This is a genomic window from Ruminococcus sp. (assembly GCF_019417665.1).
In the GTDB taxonomy this organism is placed as follows: Bacteria; Bacillota; Clostridia; order Oscillospirales; family Ruminococcaceae; genus Ruminococcus_C.
In genome coordinates this window covers 21,365-38,100 of the sequence record NZ_DXUU01000009.1, presented here as the reverse complement: position 1 = coordinate 38,100, position 16,736 = coordinate 21,365, and the positions used below count along the sequence as shown (strand labels likewise).

At 49.4% G+C, this 16,736-nt stretch carries 17 protein-coding genes; 5 read left to right on the top strand and 12 right to left on the bottom strand.

Annotated features, from left to right (window positions below):
• Positions 1-67: 67 nt before the first annotated feature.
• Both QZ375_RS04055 and QZ375_RS04050 read left to right on the top strand, forming a co-directional pair.
• Positions 68-529 carry a hypothetical protein gene (locus QZ375_RS04055; RefSeq protein WP_295215629.1) on the top strand — a complete coding sequence of 154 codons (462 nt, stop codon included), beginning with the start codon at positions 68-70 and terminating at the stop codon, positions 527-529.
• A 60-nt stretch (positions 530-589) separates the two neighbouring features.
• Positions 590-1,216, top strand: coding sequence for an SHOCT domain-containing protein (locus QZ375_RS04050; RefSeq protein ID WP_295215624.1), 627 nt, complete (start codon positions 590-592; stop codon positions 1,214-1,216).
• 416 nt (positions 1,217-1,632) lie between these two features.
• Here the strand turns inward: QZ375_RS04050 and QZ375_RS04045 are convergent, their stop codons facing one another.
• The 6 genes from QZ375_RS04045 to QZ375_RS04020 form a co-directional block, all read right to left on the bottom strand.
• Positions 1,633-2,784: an amidohydrolase gene (locus QZ375_RS04045; RefSeq protein WP_295215621.1), complete on the bottom strand. Its 1,152-nt coding sequence runs from the start codon at positions 2,782-2,784 to the stop codon at positions 1,633-1,635.
• A 25-nt stretch (positions 2,785-2,809) separates the two neighbouring features.
• On the bottom strand, positions 2,810-3,178 hold the full coding sequence (locus QZ375_RS04040) for an MmcQ/YjbR family DNA-binding protein (protein WP_295215617.1): 369 nt from the start codon (positions 3,176-3,178) through the stop codon (positions 2,810-2,812).
• A complete protein-coding gene (locus tag QZ375_RS04035) occupies positions 3,175-3,645 on the bottom strand; it encodes a pyridoxamine 5'-phosphate oxidase family protein (RefSeq protein ID WP_295215616.1) in 471 nt (156 codons plus the stop codon). Before QZ375_RS04035 ends, QZ375_RS04040 begins: the two co-directional genes overlap by 4 nt.
• 296 nt (positions 3,646-3,941) lie before the next feature.
• On the bottom strand, positions 3,942-6,326 hold the full coding sequence (locus tag QZ375_RS04030) for an endonuclease MutS2 (RefSeq protein ID WP_295215613.1): 2,385 nt from the start codon (positions 6,324-6,326) through the stop codon (positions 3,942-3,944).
• Positions 6,292-7,107, bottom strand: a complete 816-nt coding sequence (gene recO, locus QZ375_RS04025) for a DNA repair protein RecO (protein WP_295215611.1) — start codon at positions 7,105-7,107, stop codon at positions 6,292-6,294. The genes QZ375_RS04030 and recO overlap by 35 nt, the downstream gene beginning before the upstream one ends.
• Positions 7,043-7,228, bottom strand: a complete 186-nt coding sequence (locus QZ375_RS04020) for a hypothetical protein (protein ID WP_295215609.1) — start codon at positions 7,226-7,228, stop codon at positions 7,043-7,045. The genes recO and QZ375_RS04020 overlap by 65 nt, the downstream gene beginning before the upstream one ends.
• A 164-nt stretch (positions 7,229-7,392) precedes the next feature.
• Between QZ375_RS04020 and QZ375_RS04015 the strand changes: the two genes are divergently transcribed.
• Entirely contained in the window at positions 7,393-7,578 is a 186-nt protein-coding gene (locus QZ375_RS04015; RefSeq protein ID WP_295215607.1) for a hypothetical protein, read from the top strand.
• A 34-nt stretch (positions 7,579-7,612) separates the two neighbouring features.
• Here QZ375_RS04015 and era read toward each other — a convergent pair whose 3' ends face one another.
• The 3 genes from era to QZ375_RS04000 all read right to left on the bottom strand — a co-directional run bounded on the left by era (position 7,613) and on the right by QZ375_RS04000 (position 10,066).
• Positions 7,613-8,509 (bottom strand): GTPase Era, encoded by an 897-nt coding sequence (era, locus tag QZ375_RS04010; RefSeq protein WP_295215605.1) that lies wholly within the window; start codon positions 8,507-8,509, stop codon positions 7,613-7,615.
• Entirely contained in the window at positions 8,506-9,018 is a 513-nt protein-coding gene (gene ybeY / locus QZ375_RS04005) for an rRNA maturation RNase YbeY (protein ID WP_295215602.1), read from the bottom strand. The genes era and ybeY overlap by 4 nt, the downstream gene beginning before the upstream one ends.
• A gap of 64 nt (positions 9,019-9,082) precedes the next feature.
• Positions 9,083-10,066 (bottom strand): PhoH family protein, encoded by a 984-nt coding sequence (locus QZ375_RS04000; protein WP_295215598.1) that lies wholly within the window; start codon positions 10,064-10,066, stop codon positions 9,083-9,085.
• A 486-nt stretch (positions 10,067-10,552) separates the two neighbouring features.
• Here QZ375_RS04000 and QZ375_RS03995 point away from each other — a divergent pair, with 486 nt between their 5' ends.
• Complete coding sequence (locus QZ375_RS03995; RefSeq protein WP_295215596.1) at positions 10,553-11,740, top strand: M15 family metallopeptidase; 1,188 nt, start codon at positions 10,553-10,555, stop codon at positions 11,738-11,740.
• Between the two features lie 51 nt (positions 11,741-11,791).
• Positions 11,792-12,286, top strand: coding sequence for a large-conductance mechanosensitive channel protein MscL (mscL, locus tag QZ375_RS03990; protein WP_365728257.1), 495 nt, complete (start codon positions 11,792-11,794; stop codon positions 12,284-12,286).
• A gap of 383 nt (positions 12,287-12,669) precedes the next feature.
• On the opposite strand, the gene prmA is transcribed toward mscL, so the two are convergent.
• The 3 genes from prmA to glgA form a co-directional block, all read right to left on the bottom strand.
• The gene (gene prmA, locus QZ375_RS03985) at positions 12,670-13,677 is read right to left on the bottom strand and encodes a 50S ribosomal protein L11 methyltransferase (RefSeq protein WP_295215593.1); all 1,008 of its coding nucleotides are present in this window, start codon (positions 13,675-13,677) and stop codon (positions 12,670-12,672) included.
• Positions 13,678-13,693: 16 nt separating this feature from the next.
• Positions 13,694-14,548 carry a prephenate dehydrogenase/arogenate dehydrogenase family protein gene (locus QZ375_RS03980; RefSeq protein WP_295215591.1) on the bottom strand — a complete coding sequence of 285 codons (855 nt, stop codon included), beginning with the start codon at positions 14,546-14,548 and terminating at the stop codon, positions 13,694-13,696.
• Positions 14,549-15,005: 457 nt separating this feature from the next.
• A complete protein-coding gene (gene glgA, locus QZ375_RS03975) occupies positions 15,006-16,469 on the bottom strand; it encodes a glycogen synthase GlgA (RefSeq protein WP_295215588.1) in 1,464 nt (487 codons plus the stop codon).
• Between the last annotated feature and the right edge of the window lie 267 nt (positions 16,470-16,736).

Below are 16,736 nucleotides of genomic sequence, written 5' to 3'. Positions count from 1 at the left end.
TTTTTTTTTTTTTTTTTTTGTATGCTAAAATGTAATATAAAGGGGGGAATGTGAAAGGGATGATGATGTGACACTGGAACAAGCAAAAATGAAATGGCGTGTTTCTTATAAAACTCTCTGCAAGTGGTTGGACACTGGTATTTTGCCCGATACGAAAATCATTGACGGCATTGTACAGATTCAATGCAATAAGCCATTGATTCCAGGAAATAATGCCATTATCAATACAGAGAATGTCCGGAAATATATTTTGAAAGCGTGCAAAGAATTTCAATATATTGATTATCGCATTCTTGGTATGAAAGCAGAACAATTCCAAGCGATACTATTACAGTTGGAAGAAAAGAAATACATCCAGCCCAATTCACCGCAGTTGGATCGTCTGAGCAACAAGCATTTTTCAATTACGGAAGATGGAGAAGCCTTTTTGAAGCAAGGTAAATTTCAATTGGAATCACTAAATTTTGAAATTGGTTTTTCCTATAAAGGTATCGCAGCAAAGTTAAATGGAAATCTAAAAAAAGAGTAAATAAGAAACTGTATTGGATCACTTGTTTGAAATGATTTGACTGATAGGAGGATAAATTGTATGGAAGACGGAGAAAATAAGAATGTGATTTGTAAAGCAATCATGAAAGCAAACCGATTCCCCAAGGTAGTGCTTGTAATTTCTATAATTATCTTGATAATTGGAGCAATTTTATTTGCTGTTGCTTCAATAACATGGGACGATGGTTTGATGGCTTTTGGGGCTTTTTTAATGGTAGTTGGTCTCATATTTATATTTGTTGATATTCCACTGTCAGCTATAGAATCGTGTAAGCTTGTTCTTCACGACAAGGGAATTGATGGTGTAGTTGCAAATGGATTTTCTTGCAAACAGTTACAATTGCCAACTAATAAAATAGACAGTATTTTTCTAAAAAATAGTTTTTTCGATAGTCTTTGTGGTGGTCAGACTATTGTGATCCGCAGTGCATCTGGTTTGATAAAATTCCATTGTGTTCAAAATGCAAAAGAATTTGTAAATTTTTCTCTTTCAGAAATTCAGAAATGGCAGGATTTCAGTCATTCTGCTGAAAAAATTGCACCAGTATCTACATCTGGAGCTGACAATATTGAGACAATTCAAAAGTTGAAAACTTTGTTTGATCAAGGCATCATTACACAGGAAGAATACGATGCAAAGAAAAAAGAATTGCTGAGTAAGATATAATTTTTTGCCTGTAAGCAATTCCAAAATCACTTGACAACTCCATCAAAATCGGCTATACTATAAGAGAAGAGAGCACACCGATAGGCGGTCGCTCCCACGAGAAAAGTTAAAGAAATAACCGTTCCTGTTTGGTCGCTGGGCGGTTATTTCTTTTTATGATAATAATAAACCATGAAAATGAGGGACGCAAGTTCTACGAAAAACTTCGCAAAATTCAGCATGTCCTGCCATGTAGCATAATTTTCCATACTATCACCTCCCATCCATCGAGAGATGTGTGGGAGTTGGGAATTGACCGCCTACCGCTGTATGGTATGCTCTCTGCATTCTATTTTATCACAAATTCTGACAGATGTCAAACAAAAACCGGCTTTCCCCGAAACAGGAGAAAGCCGGTTTTTCATATCCGATTCCGTTTATTGTACGCAGATTTTTCCGTCAATCATGACCAGCCAGGGGTCGCACAGGAGATCCAGCGGATCGCCCCGGTACAGCTGCAAATCCGCATCCATACCAACGGCAATGCTGCCCACACGCTCCTCTACGCCGAGAATTTCCGCAGCGCCGGCGGTAATGGCATAGATGGCGTCCTCCCGGGACATGCCGCCTTTGACCGCAAGCGCAGCTGTCGTGGACAGATACTGGATGGGTATCACCGGATGATCTGTACACAGTGCCACTTTTACACCAGCCTGATGCAGCAGTGCCGGGTTCTGTATGGTAAGCTTCTGCATCTCCGGTTTACAGCGGTCGCAAAGCGTTGGCCCGGCAATGACAGATACCTGTTCTTCCGCCAGAATATCTGCGATCTCATAGCCCTCGGTGCCGTGCACAATGACATAATCCAGGTTGAATTCCTTTGCAATGCGGATGGCTGTGCAGATATCATCCGCCCGGTGGCAGTGGAAATGGGCTTTTACATCTCGTTCCAGCACGGGCAGCAGCGCCTCAGATTTGGCATCATAGTCCGGCATATGCTCGTCCGGATCGCTTTCTGCAAAGTCCAGTTCCTGTTGATAACGCTGCGCCTTGGACAGTCCCTCCCGGATCATTGCCGCTGTTGCCATGCGTGTGATAGGCGTTTCGTCTCGGTCGTTGTAGACGCTTTTGGGATTCTCTCCCAGGGCGAACTTCATGCCTGTACCGATTTGCATCCGGTCCGCCATTTTTCCGGCAGTTTTAAGGATTGCCATAGTACCGCCGCAGGTGTTGGCGCTGCCGGGGGAAGTCATGACCGTGGTCACACCGGCAGCTCGTGCCTCCTCAAAGCAGCGATCCAGGGGATTTACACCGTCAATGACACGCAGATGGGGTGTAAAGGGATCGGTGGCTTCATTGCAGTCGTCGCCCTCAAAGGCAATGCCATTTTCGATAATACCCAGGTGGGTGTGGGCGTCGATAAAGCCTGGCAGCAATATAGAGTCGCCAGCGTCAATATCTTCCGGAGCAATGTGTTCCGGTGTGCCGGATGCAACTTCGGAAATTTTGCCGTTTTCCACGGAGACATAGCCGTTTTTGATGATGCCGGCTGCGGTCTGCGTATGTATGACTGCGTTCCAAATTTTCATGGGATACCTCATCTTTCTTACTCAGTTACTCTGTTATTTCAAAGCTGGCGTTGAGGAAAAATAGAAGTTCCTCTTCCGTGACAGACCCGTCCAGCAGAATAGAGACCCAATGGGTCTTGTTCATGTGATATGCTGGGAAAAATCCCTTTTTTTGCAGTAGTGACCCGATCTCCAAAGGACTGCATTTTACATTCACCACGTCCACTGATCCGTCATCGGCCAGACCTAGCTTTTTTGCCGGAATGATCAGAAATGCTGCATACCACTTGTCGTTTTCTTTGTGCCGCAGAATGGCATTGTCTGGTGATTTTTTCCATAGATATTCCGGATGCGTACCGTAAGTATCCATTGCATATTGGAATAGAAGCTTTCGCAAATGCAGGTCTGGTGTCATTTGGCTGTCCTCCGTTTTCCCGTCATTGCCGTGACCGTTAGCCGGAATACCTGAGTATGCGTCATGGCTTCCTGGGGAAATGTAAAATTCTCCTCGTGATAATGCCACATGATTTTCGTCAGTGCGTGAGATTTTTCTGCTTCCGGTACGATCTCAAGTCTGCCTTGCCCAATGACGCTTTCATATGCCATGGTACAGCTGCATGCCTGTTCGTTGACGATCAGCTGGTGACCACAGTCTGCTTCGAAGCTGACCAGGGGATTTTTTGCCATGAGGTCGTATTTTTTACCCACAGTTGCTCCGTGAAAATACAGCGTTAGCTGCGTACCATCCACGGTCATGCCGAAATTCAGAGGTAGGATGTAGGGGTATGGCTCGTCGTGGAATGCCAGACGGCATACGTCGCATTTTTTTAGGATGGCAATAAGTTCTGGAAATGCGGTGATTTCCCGGTCGGTTCTGCGCATGGTGTGCCTCCTTGTTTCGTTGCAAACGTCCCACCGGGACGTTTGCAAAATATCACTTGCCGAAAACGGTTTACAAGGGGAAAGCGGTCTTGTCCGCTTTCCCCTCGAAAAGCTGTCGCTTTTCTCACCCCTTTTCTCCGTGGCGCAAAAGGATGCGCCGGGGTGTTTCGCCGCCTGCGGGCGGCGACCAGGGCTTACGTAGTCCTGGACCTGTGCCAGGGCTAAACGCACCCTGGACTGCGTATGTCCGGCTTTTCTTAACAAAAAGAATTTTTCTTTGCTATCGGGAATTTTTCTTACTCCAGGCTGACAATTGTCACGCCATCCTCACCTTCGCCGAATGTACCCAGCCGGAAGGTCTTCACATACTTCAACTGTTTCAACCGCTGGTGAATGGCTTTGCGCAGCTGTCCCGTGCCCTTGCCGTGAATGATCGTCACTGTGGCAATATGGGACATCACTGCCCGGTCGAGGAAAGCGTCCATCTGATAGACACCCTCGTCACAGGTACAGCCCCGGATGTCCAGTTCCATGGTGCCTCGCCGTGCCGCCTGTGCGGAAACACGTCCGGTGGAATTGCGCTGTTTCTGCTGGCTCTTCTGTTTTTCTTCCACTCCGGCAACCAGCCGCAGCTTGCCCACTGGTGCCTTGGTGCGCATGGCGCCCATTTGTAGGAATACCATACCGTTTTTGTCAGGCTTTCCGGCAACGACTGCCTTTTGCTTTGTATCTGCCATAAGCACAGTGTCACCTACCTGTAATTCTCTGGGGAGCACATAGTCCTCATCTGCCGTATCTGTTACTGGGTTAGTCGTTTCATACATCTTCCGGAAACCGCGCTTCACATGTCCTTTTGCACTGATAACATCTTCTGCAAAGGACGCTTTTTCCTTTTCCTTGCGGAGCTGTTCCAGTTCTGTCAGCATTTCGTTGGACTGTGCCTTTGTGGTCTCCACAATATGCATTGCTTCTAGCCGTGCCTGTTCCATGATATTTTCCCGGTCTTTTCGGGTACGTTCTAGTTCTTCCCGGAACTTTGCCTCATTTTCCTTAGCTTGCTGCAAGGACAGCCGCAGAGCATCCCGATCGTGTTCCAATTCCTTTCGGGTCTCCTCCAGCTTTGCCACAGCCTGTTCAAACCGGGTATTCTCCTCGCTGACCAGAGTTTCCGCCTGTGTAATGATCTCCTTTGCCATACCAAGTCCTTCGCTGATGGCGAAAGCATTGGACTTTCCGGGTGAGCCGAGAATGAGCCGATAGGTGGGACGGAGTGTCTCAATGTCGAACTCACAGGACGCATTTTCCACGTCCGGCTGCTGGGTGGCATACAGCTTTAATTCCTGATAGTGAGTGGAGACCATGAGTTTTGCTCCGTTGTCTTTCAGCCGGGCAATGATCGCCTCCGCCAGCGCCGCACCCTCTACGGGATCTGTGCCCGAACCCAGTTCGTCCAGCAGTACCAGGGAATGCTCGTCCGCCTGTTCCAGAATGCGGATAACACTGCTCATATGCGCTGAGAAAGTGGAAAGATTCTGCTCAATACTCTGAGTATCGCCGATATCCGCCAGCACATGGTCGAAGACGGAGATCTGGCTGCCTTCTGCCGCCGGGATCAGCATACCGCTCATTGCCATAAGGGTCAGCAGACCGCAGGTTTTCAAGGCAACCGTCTTACCGCCGGTATTAGGACCAGTGATAATAAGAGCACGGTAAGGATCACCCAGAGTGAAGCTGATGGGGACGGCTTTCTTGTAGGGGATCAAGGGATGGCGTGCCTTTTTCAGGATGATCACGCCGTCATCTGTCAGCGTCGGCGCAAAGGCGTGCATTTGTTCCGCCAGCCGTGCCTTTGCAAAGTACAGGTTCAGTTCCGCACATACCTCGTGGTCACGGATCATGGCATCTGCCCAGGTGCCGCATTCGGCACACAATTCTTCAATAATACGCTCAATTTCCTCCGTTTCCTGGATTTCCAGCAGACGGATGTCATTGTTGGCGTCTACCACGGCGATGGGTTCGATAAATAAAGTCTGTCCCGTTGCCGAGGTGTCATGTACCAGTCCGGGAATTTTTCCCCGGTGTTCCGCACGGACAGGCAGCACAAAGCGGCCGTCACGGAGTGTGACGCGGCTGTCCTGTAAGCATTCCTGAATATCCTGCCGCCGCATCATATTGTCCAGGGTGTCCCGGAGCTTCTGCCGGGAACGACCGATCTTCCGGCGTATTTCCGCCAGCGCCGGACTTGCGGCATCGGCAATTTCTTCTTCGGATAGAATAGAGCGATCTAATTTTTCCAGCAGAAAGGGCACTGGTGCCAGTTGCGTGAACAGGTCATCCAGAGAAGATTCTACCCCGGCACAGCGGTCATACCAGTCACTGAGGGACTGCACTTGCCGCAGGACAGTGGCAATTTCCAGCAGATCTTTCAGTGAGAGCCGTGCGCCGGATTTGGCACGCCGCAGTCCCATGCGCATATCCTGAAAGGCATGAAAAGGCGGTGCGCCGAACTGAATGGAGAGATTCAGTGCATCACTGGTTTTCTCCATTTCGGCACGTGCTTCTGCAAGGTCAGAGGTAGGGGTGATCGCTCTGACTTTTTCCCGTGTGATATCGTTGGCGGACAGGTTCGCCAGCATATCCAGTATTTTATGAAATTCCAGTATCTGATGATGTTGGTTCATGAGTTGTTTCCTCCATGAGCTGAAGTGGTGTTGTGATCTTGTGGTAAAATTCCAATGTATCCAGCCGCACATCCAGATGATAGCGCACGAAGCGTTCGGCGCACAGCTGGACGGCGGCAAGGTTTTCCGCACCCAGGCGGAAGTTGTACAGTCGGGAGAAATCGGCGAATATCATATGCCGCATTGCCTGCAAAGCCGGTGCACGGAGCAGAATGGGTGCATATGCCGTTTTAGGTGCACCGCAGTCCTGACAAGAAAAACAGCCCTCTTCCACGGAGAAATAGAGCCGTTTTGGTAAAAATTTGCCGCAGCAGCGGCACATGAGCAGGTCGGGCATCATACCCAGTTCTGTCATAAGGCGCAGTTCAAAAACGGGTTTCAGAAGGCCCTCCTCCCGTTGTCCATTTTCCAGATAGTGCAGGGTATTGAGTGCTAGACGCATGACCTCGCAGTTCTCACCAGGGTTGTGATATTCCCGGACGCTCTGCCGCAGCAATTCGCTGAAATACATGGCAAGACTCAGCCTGGACAGAGATTCCCGGAGCCGGTAAAAAATACGGATCGGATCGGTGCTGTCCAGATAGAATCGGTTCTGCCGCTGCTGTACGCTGAACGTGGCATAGGAAAACAGCTGGGTGGTGGAAGTACCTGAAGCGGAAGCTTTTTTTGCACCACGCACATAGACCTCCTGTAAGGTGTTTTTTTCAGTGAGGATATCAATGAACTTCCCACGGTCGCCCGCTGTCCGCTGCGCCAGCACCAGTCCTCGGTATGTTTCCATGCGGTTTTTTCTCCTTCGTTGTCGCCGGGTTCGCATTCGGTTGTGCCAGTCCCTGTGCCTGCCGATAGTGCAGATAGTCGTCTACGTGTCCGGTCATACAAAAAATATCCCAAGCATCCATTGTATCATACCTCCTGTTTTGGGGATAGGATTAGGATGCGTCGGACGGGTTGGTTTATGGGTGGAAATGATTGGGGTGATGTGTAAAGAGCAGACAGTTAACAATCATTTTTACACGTGACAGTAAGAATATTTGCTTTTCCATTTTCAAAAAGGCTGCACGTCATGCTGATCCAGATGACGCAGGTCCAGGGCTGCGAAAGCCATGGTCGCTGTCCGCAGACAGCGAAATCTCTGCGCTGTATTCCAGCGCAGGTCGAGGGTGGTGGGAAAAAGCGACAGCTTTTTCGACGCGAGGCGAACAAGACCGCCCCGCCTTGTGAAGCCTTTTTAACAAGTAAAATTTTGTAAATGTCCCGGTGGGACGTTTACAATGGTTATTGCCTTACTCCCCGCCATCTAAGCCGAAATTGTGTATCAGTCCCTCTTTGTTACGCCAATCCTCCTTGACCTTGACCCAGCACTGCAAATTCACCTGGATATAGAAAAACCGTTCTAGATCTTTTCGTGCCAGTGTGGCAATTCTCCGCAGCATAGCGCCGTTTTTACCAATGAGGATGCCCTTATGGGACTCCCGTTCACAGTAGATGGTGGCGTCGATATCCAGCAGATCCTTGTCATCCCGTTCCTTCATGCGCTCAATGGAGACAGCAATGCCGTGAGGGACTTCATCCCGAAGCAGATTCAGAATTTTTTCCCGGATCATTTCTGCTGCAAGGACACGTTCCGGCTGGTCGGTGAATTTTTCATCGGGGAAGTAGTGGGGCGATGGTTGTGCCAGTGCCATGACTTCCTCTTCTACCAGATCCACGCCGTCATTTTCCGTAACGCTCACCGGGACCGTTGCCGCAAAGGAATGGGCTGCATTGAGCCTTGCGATAGTACCCATGAGTTTCGTCTTGTCGCTGCACAGATCGATCTTGTTCAGCACCAAAATGGTCGGAGTCTTGGTGCGTTCCAGAGATTGCAGCAGTTCCTCCTCCTGAGAGGACAGTGGCTTTGTGCAATCCTGAACGAAAAGTACTGCGTCAATATCCGCCACAGCGTCCTTTACCGCCTGGAGCATGTGGGTGCTGAGCTTTGTGGTAGGCTTGTGCAGACCGGGCGTGTCCATAAAGACCATTTGTGTTTCGCCTACGGTCTTGATACCGGTGATGCGGGTACGAGTGGTCTGTGGCTTTGGGCTGACGGAGGCGATCTTTTCGCCGATAATGGCATTGAGCAGCGAAGATTTTCCGGCGTTGGTGTGCCCGGCAAGGGTCACGAAAACAGATTTTGTCATAGATCGTTTTCCTCCGGATTGGTGAAGGTGGCTTCTCTGGAAATACCCAGCTCGCCCAAAACTTCCTCTTCTTTTTCCCGCATTTTGCGTTCTTCCAGGGGACTTGTTTCATGATCATAGCCCAGCAGGTGGAGCATGGAATGTACTGTCAGAAAGCCGATCTCCCGTTCCAAAGAGTGACCATACATATTCGCCTGTTTCACAGCGGTTTCTAAGGAGATCACAACATCTCCCAGCAGTGCACAGCCGGTTTCTTTGTTGATATCATAGTGACCGTCCTGTCCCAGAGGGAAAGAGAGGACATCAGTAGTACGGTCTTTCTGACGATAGATCCGGTTCAGCAGCCGGATCTCTGCATTGCTGACAAAGGAGACGCTGACTTCTGCATCTTGTTCGAAATGTTCTGATACCAGAACTGCCTGACAGCAGCGCCGGATCAGCAGACGGATCCCCACAGGTACCCGCACTTCGGTTTGATTGTTTTTTACCATGACTTTGACTTTTGGCATAATAGAAGATCTCCTTTCGTGGTTTCATCTTTCAGAGTCTGTTTTCGTATAGGAAAACAGGCATTTATTTTTTCTCCGGTTTCCCGGAACTGTGTCTGTGTTCTGCCGCTTCATAGGCACGGATGATATCCTGCACCAGCTTATGCCGCACCACATCCCGGTTTGTGAACTCGCAGACGGCAATGTCATCTACATTCCGCAGGATGCGTGATGCAATGACAAGACCGCTTTTCTGTTTGTCCGGCAGGTCGATCTGGGTGGTGTCGCCGGTGATGACCATGCGGCTGCCTTCGCCCAGACGTGTCAGGAACATTTTCATCTGTTCGCCGGTGGTGTTCTGTGCTTCGTCCAGAATGATAAAGGCATTGTCCAGCGTTCTGCCGCGCATATAGGCGAGAGGTGCTACCTCAATGGAACCTCGTTCCAGATACCGCTGAAACGCCTCAGCGCCCAGCATTTCAAAGAGTCCGTCATATAAGGGACGCAGATAGGGATCCACCTTGTCCTGCAAATCGCCGGGGAGAAATCCCAGCTTTTCACCGGCTTCCACCGCCGGACGGGTGAGGATAATTCGTGTGACCTCGTGGCGCCGGAATGCACGTACTGCCATGGCAACGGCAAGGTAGGTCTTTCCGGTGCCGGCAGGTCCCAGTCCGAACACAATGGTGTGATCGGCAATGGCACGGATATAATTCCGCTGTCCCACTGTCCGGGTGTGCACAGGCTTTCCGGTTGCAGTCAGGCATACGGTGTCATCATCCGCCAGCTGAGACAATTGACCGGCAGCACCGTCCTCTACCATTTCCGCCACATAGTGAATGGACTGAGGCGTAACTGCTTGTCCCTTTGTCACCATTTGCAGCAGGGATTCCAGTGCCCCGGCAGCCAGATCGACTTCCGCAGAAGCACCTTGTACTCGGATGCCCTCGCCCCGGCAGACGATGGTGACATGATAGCGCTGTTCCAGCAGCTTCAGATTTTCATCAAAACTGCCGCACAGTGCCTGGAATTGATTGTTATCCTGAATGGGAATTATTTTTTCTGCCATAGCCGGAAATTTTCCTTCCTTTCTGCCATGCTTTGGAATGGTTTGGGGTGGTGATATCATCTATCGTTTATTATACCATATTTCCGTCCAAATGTGAAATAGAATTTTTCTGTTTTAACAAAAAATTTAAACCCATTTAAAGTAGGAAACACAATGGGGTGTGGAATTAGGAATGAGGAGTTAGAAATGAGGAATGATGGTGTTCGCTGTGCTCATGAATTTGAATACAATGTTGGAATTTCCCGATGTTATGCAGCAGTGAAAACTTGTTTCTTTCTTTTTTTCAAAAAGGTTACTCATTCATTCCTCATCATTCCTGACCCATGATTTAATACAATTCGCTGTTTCAAAAAAATTTGCATAAAAAGTATTTGCAATCTGCGCAAAATGTGGTATAATAAAAACAGGGTCAATATTGCCCCGAAACTGGAAATGGAACAAATCGCCGCAGGGTGGTTTGTCGAATATAGATCTGGAGGTACCCGAATGAGCCAGGAACCGAAAAAGCGTCCCGCTGCAAAGGGAAATGGAAATCAGAATACAAGACAGGCGAGACCGTCAGGAAACCGCCGTCCTCAGCTGCGCCGTCCCAGAGGCTCCGGCACAAAAACTGCCGTAGAAATTGTTGTTTCTCTGGCACTTGTGGCGCTTGTGGGATATGAGGGCTTTCATATGTACAAATCTCTGACGCCGATTTCTCAGGGCGCAGATGGTATGGTGATCGGAAATGTGGAAGAGTCCGAGCTGGAGGAGTCTGCCGCAGAACAGACGGTATATGAAAATATTGCTGTGGAGAATTCTCAAGTACATGCCGGTGATCTGATCCTGGTCAACGGCGAAAATGCCTATGAAGAAAACAATGCCACAGAGATCGTCAGCATTTATGAGCACAAGACGGACAACTATCATGTCAGTGGCACGGAAACCAGTCTGCGTGAACCGGCGATTGAAGCGCTCAATCAAATGCTGGATGATTTCTTTGTGGCAACTGGACACAATGATATCATCATTATCAGTGGTTATCGTACCAATGCGCAGCAGCAGGAACTGTATGATGCCGATCTGGAGGCAACTGGTGCAGAGACTTCTTCCCGTGTGGCAAAGCCGGGCTACAGTGAACATGAGACAGGCTATTCTTTGGACGTGTCCCTCTATCAGGATGGCGTGCAGTATGACTATGACGGCACTGGAGAATACGAGTGGATCAACCAGAATTGCGGACATTATGGTTATATTCTGCGCTATGCGGAGGACAAGACGGAGACAACGGGCTATCAGGCTGAGCCGTGGCATTATCGCTATGTGGGACAGCCCCATGCTGCCTATATGGCAGAGAATAATCTCTGTCTGGAGGAATATCTCACCCTGCTGAAAAATTATGACACCGACAATCATCTTTCCATCACCAACTGGGATGGTGAGATTTATGAAGTATACTATGTTCCGGCAGATGCAGCAGCAGATTCCACTTATATTCTGGTGCCGCCGGATCAGGAATATACCATTTCCGGCAACAACAGAGATGGATTTATTGTCACAGTGGACACCGGTGAGATCCAGGCTTTCGGCAGCGATACGACAACGCCGGAAGATGGCACCGGGGAAACGACGGATATCACAGCAGGCAATGCGGATGCAGCTGTGCCGGAAGATAACGAGGAAATTATCGGATAAGAAATCCGGTAAAATAAAGGCAGATATGCCGGTCAAGAAATGAGGATGTACATGATGGAAAACAAAAATGTCGAAGAAAATCTGAAAAAGGCAGGCGGCGGTCTCAAGGCAATTGTCGGTGAGTTTAAGGAGTTTATTTCCAAGGGAAATGTCCTGGACATGGCAGTCGGTTTGATCGTTGGTTCTGCGTTCACATCTATCGTCAATTCTCTGGTAGATGATGTACTGATGCCTTTTATTGGAACGATCCTTGCTGGTATCAACTTCAGTACTTTGGGAATTACGATCCCGTGGGGAAACCACCCGTTCATTGCCATAGGCAGCTTTCTGAATGCGGTGATTACGTTCCTGCTGACAGCGCTCTGTGTGTTTATTATTGTCAAGATAATGAACATTTTTTACAAGAAAAAAGAGGAAAAACCGGAACCGCCCAAGCCCAGCAAGGAAGAAGTTCTGCTGACAGAGATCCGTGATCTTCTGGCGGCACAGCAGGGAATGCCTGTAGATGCTGTAAAGGCAGATGCCGTAGAAAAGGATGCAGAATAAGGGCGCTATATATTTTGACAACCTCTTACTATTCTACATAATGAAAAACACCGTTCCACGTGCAGGAGCGGTGTTTTTCTGATTTTTGGAGATTGGTTTGATGATGTAGTATTGCGTTGTGTTGCGTTGAAAACGTCCCACCGGGATGTTTTCAAAATGTTACTTGCTGAAAATGGTGGAAAGGGGAAGCGGTCTTGTCCACTTCCCCTCGAAAAGCTGTCGCTTTTCTCATCCCTTTCCCCACGGCGCAAAAGTATGCACCAGGGTGTTTCGCCGCCTGCGGGCGGCGACCAGGGCTTCTCGCCCTGGACCTCGCCAGCATTTTCAAGAAATTGCTGGATCAAAAAGCTTCATTGCCGCCTTCGGCGAGATGTGGCTTTGCATTACATTCGTATTGTCTGGCAGCATGCTCCAGTACCAGGTACTTTTTGAAGCTTTACGGCGCACCAGCCGGATGCTTCCCGTTTTTCCAGTACGGTGAAATCGTGGGCTGTCACAGTTTCCAACACCTCGTCTGCCCGTTCAGAGATAATGCCCGACAGGATCAGGATGCCGTTATCCCGGAGAAACTGCGGGAACAGCGGCGCCATTGCTTTAATGACATCGGCAACGATATTCGCTGTGATCACATCATAGCCAGAACCGATTTGCTCCACCAGTTCACTGTCAGTGATGACATTGCCGCAGGAAATGGTGTATTTTTCAGGATCCAGATGATTCTCTGCGGCATTTTCGCCGGCGATCCGTGCAGCATTTTCTTCAATATCCACGGCATATGCCTCTTTTGCTCCCAGGAGCATACCGCCGATAAACAGGATGCCGCTGCCGCAGCCCAGATCCAGAAGCCTTGTCTCCGGAGTGATCTCGTTTTCCAGCAGTTCCAGGCACAGCCGGGTGGTGTGGTGCTGGCCGGTGCCAAAGCTGCTGGCAGGATCGATTTCCAATATCGTTCTGCCCTCAGCCTCAGCAGTAGCTTTTTCCCAGCTGGGCTTGATGTACAGCTTTTTTCCTACGGGGAACGGTTTGAAATACTGTTTCCAGTTGTTTGCCCAGTCCTCTTCCCGGATGCCGGAGCAGACCATTTCCAGCCGTCCGTAGGCGTGCTCGGTATCCTGTGTTTTCAGTTGCGCCAGCAGGGTACGGACAGCGGAAAGCGTTTCTGCACCCTGCGCATCTTCCGGCAGATAGACGGTGATGCAGGTCTCACAGTGCGCCAGTTCCATGAGTCCATCCTCCAGGTAGTCCCATTTGCCGGTTTTCTGTTCCAGGAATTCCTGAAAATCCTGTGCATCCTGTACCATACATCCCCGAATGCCAAGATCCTGCAATTGTACACTCAGCAGGTCAATGGCGGCTGTGGTCGTATAAATATCCACTTGTGTCCAGTTCATAACAGTTTGTTTCTCCTTATTTCTCGTTCATTTCCTTGCGCTTCCGTACATTTTCCTCCTGGATCTGGCGACCCTCGGCAATGAGATATTGCAGGCGTTCCTCGTCACGCTGCTTGAGGGCATCCCGGTAATCGGTGAGGTTTTCAATGAGCAGATCCAGGTGATACAGCAGGTTGTCCCGGTTGTCCAGGAACAGCGCCGACCACATGGATTCGTCCATGGTGGCAACACGTGTCATATCCTGAAAGCTGCCGCCGGAAAAGGACAGGGCGTCGTCCATGCAGAAATCCTTCACATAAGCGCTGGAAACCACGTGCGCCAGCTGGGAGGTATAGGCGATCATGTTGTCATGCCACATAGGTGTTGCGGTGACAATGTTGCCGAAGCCCATTTGCTTTGCCAGCTGCTTGACAGTTTCCAGTGCTGTTTCGTCTGTGCCGTCCACTGGTGTGACAATGAGGTTGGCATTCTGGAACAGGTCGGGGATGCTGGCGTAATAGCCGCTTTTTTCCCGTCCTGCCATAGGGTGCGTGCCCACATAGTGCACGCCGGATTTGCGACAGCGATAGGTAAGGTCACGCACCATGCGCCCTTTCAGACCGCAGGTGTCCACCAGAATGGTTCCCGGTGGGAGCTGGGGCAAGGCTTCCTGTACCATCTGGATGGCGATCCGCTGGTGGAGACAGATGATGATCATGTCATAGGTGCCGTCGATCATGGTGCCGATGCCGTCGATGGCACCCTCTTTTATGGCATCCTCCAGGACAGACTGCTGGACATCGCAGCCAAAGACAGTGTGTTCTGTAGATGCTTTGATAGATTTGCAGATGGAACCGCCGATGAGTCCCATTCCAACAACTAAGATCTGCATGAGAATTCCTCCGTTTATTTGTGATATCATCCCATTTATTGTACCATGAATCCAGGAAAACGTCAAGGATGTTTGTGAAAATGCATGGAAATCCATTTTATGATACGGCGTAATTTTTGCAGGATAAAATCGTAGGGGCGAACTGTGTTCGCCCGCAATTTCCGGAAATGACTTAAGGCAACACCGCACAAAGAGCGCCTAGCGGCTTTGCACGTCATATGCTTGCATATTTTCCGTCATATTTCACAAAAATGCTCGTGAATACACAAAGTATTCACTGCGCTTTTTGTTTCATCTGACGAAAAATCTGACTGCGCATCTGACGCACAATCTTTGTGCGGTATTGCCTTAACGGGCGAACAATGTTCGCCCCTACATTGGAAAGAAAAAACCGCCGCTGGTAATGTGCCGGCGGCGGAGTTTAAAATGCTTTTGTAAATGAAATCAGGCGATGGGATTATCCACGCATACCACGGATGATCCAGTCGTACATGCCCTGATATTGCAGTGCAGAGCTGCCCCAGGAGAAATCCTGTTCCATGCCACGGCGGAGAATATCGTCCCAGTCCTCACGGTGGTTGAAGTAGATATTCTTCGCATAGTTGATGGTGTAGAGAAGATCGTCTGCATTGTAGTGGGCAAAGGTGAAGCCTGTTCCGGTCTTTTCGTATTCGTTGTACGGAACAACAGTATCTTTCAGACCGCCTGTCTCACGGACAATGGGCACAGTGCCATAGCGCAGCGAGATCAGCTGGGTCAGACCGCATGGCTCGAACCGGGACGGTACCAGCATAGCATCTGCTGCTGCATAGAGCTTGTGCGCCAGGGGATCGGAATAGAAAATGTTCGCAGAAACACGATCCGGGTGTTTGCCCTGATAGTAGCGGAACATATTCTCATACCGTTCTTCACCGGTGCCAATGATGACAAACTGGGTGAATTGGTCTGCAATGCGATCCGTGATCCAGTCTACCAGATCCAGACCTTTCTGGTCGGTGAGACGGGAGATGATAGCGATCATAAATTTGTTCTCATCCACAGGCAGACCAAGTTCTTTCTGGAGTGCCTTTTTGGCTTCTTTCTTCTTTTCCACAGCGTCCTTTACGGTGTAGTGCACAGAGATCTTCGGGTCGGTCTCCGGGTTGTATACCTCATAGTCGATGCCGTTCAGGATGCCCCGGAGAGAACGGGAGCGTGCACAGAGGAGACCGTCCAGCTGTTCGCCGTAATAGGGCGTTTTGATCTCTTCGGCATATGTTTCGCTGACTGTAGTGATGTAATCGGCATAGACCAGACCGCCCTTGAGCATGTTGGCATCCTTTTTGAATTCCAGCTTATCCGGGGTGAACATGTAGTTCGGCAGATTGGTGTTGTACACAAAGTGCCGGATATCCCACACGCCCTGGAATTTCAGGTTGTGGATTGTCATAATGCTCTTTGTACCCCAGTAGAAACTGTGGGAGGCAAAGGTGCTGCGCAGGAATACGGGAATCATACCGGTCTGCCAGTCGTGGCAGTGGATGATATCCGGGTGGAATCCGATGACCGGCATTGCTGCCAGTACTGCTTTACAGAAAAAGATATAGCGCTCGATGTCCCACATGATGGAATCACTGTAGGGACGGTCGCATTTGAAATAATATTCGTTGTCAATGAAATAGAAGTGCACGCCCTGATAAACATATTCCATAATGCCTACGTGGACATTTTCCACATGGCGGCCGTAGTCCATGTAGAAATGGGAGACATAGCGGAACTGACTCCGGTATTCCCAGGGGATGCAGGTGTAATTGGGGATGATGACACGGACATCAAATTCATCATGGTTCAGCGCTTTGGGCAGTGCTCCCACAACATCCGCCAGACCGCCGGTCTTGACGAAGGGGACGCATTCGGATGCGGCAAATAAGATATTTTTCATAGTTCAGATACATTGTGCCGGGTGGCACACACTCCTTCCGCATGGATTTTGAGACGGCTTGCCATACGGCAGAATCATACGCGTTTCCTGAAAAAACTGCCTGTACTGCCGGGCAAGGTAACACATTTCATAGAGGCTGTACACAGCTTCTATTCATATTATACTCTTTTTTGATGCAATAGTCAAGGGATTTCACAAAAAATGAGAAGATATTTCCACAAATGCAAGTCGTAATTTGTAGATGTTGTACATGCCGGGCAATGCTAC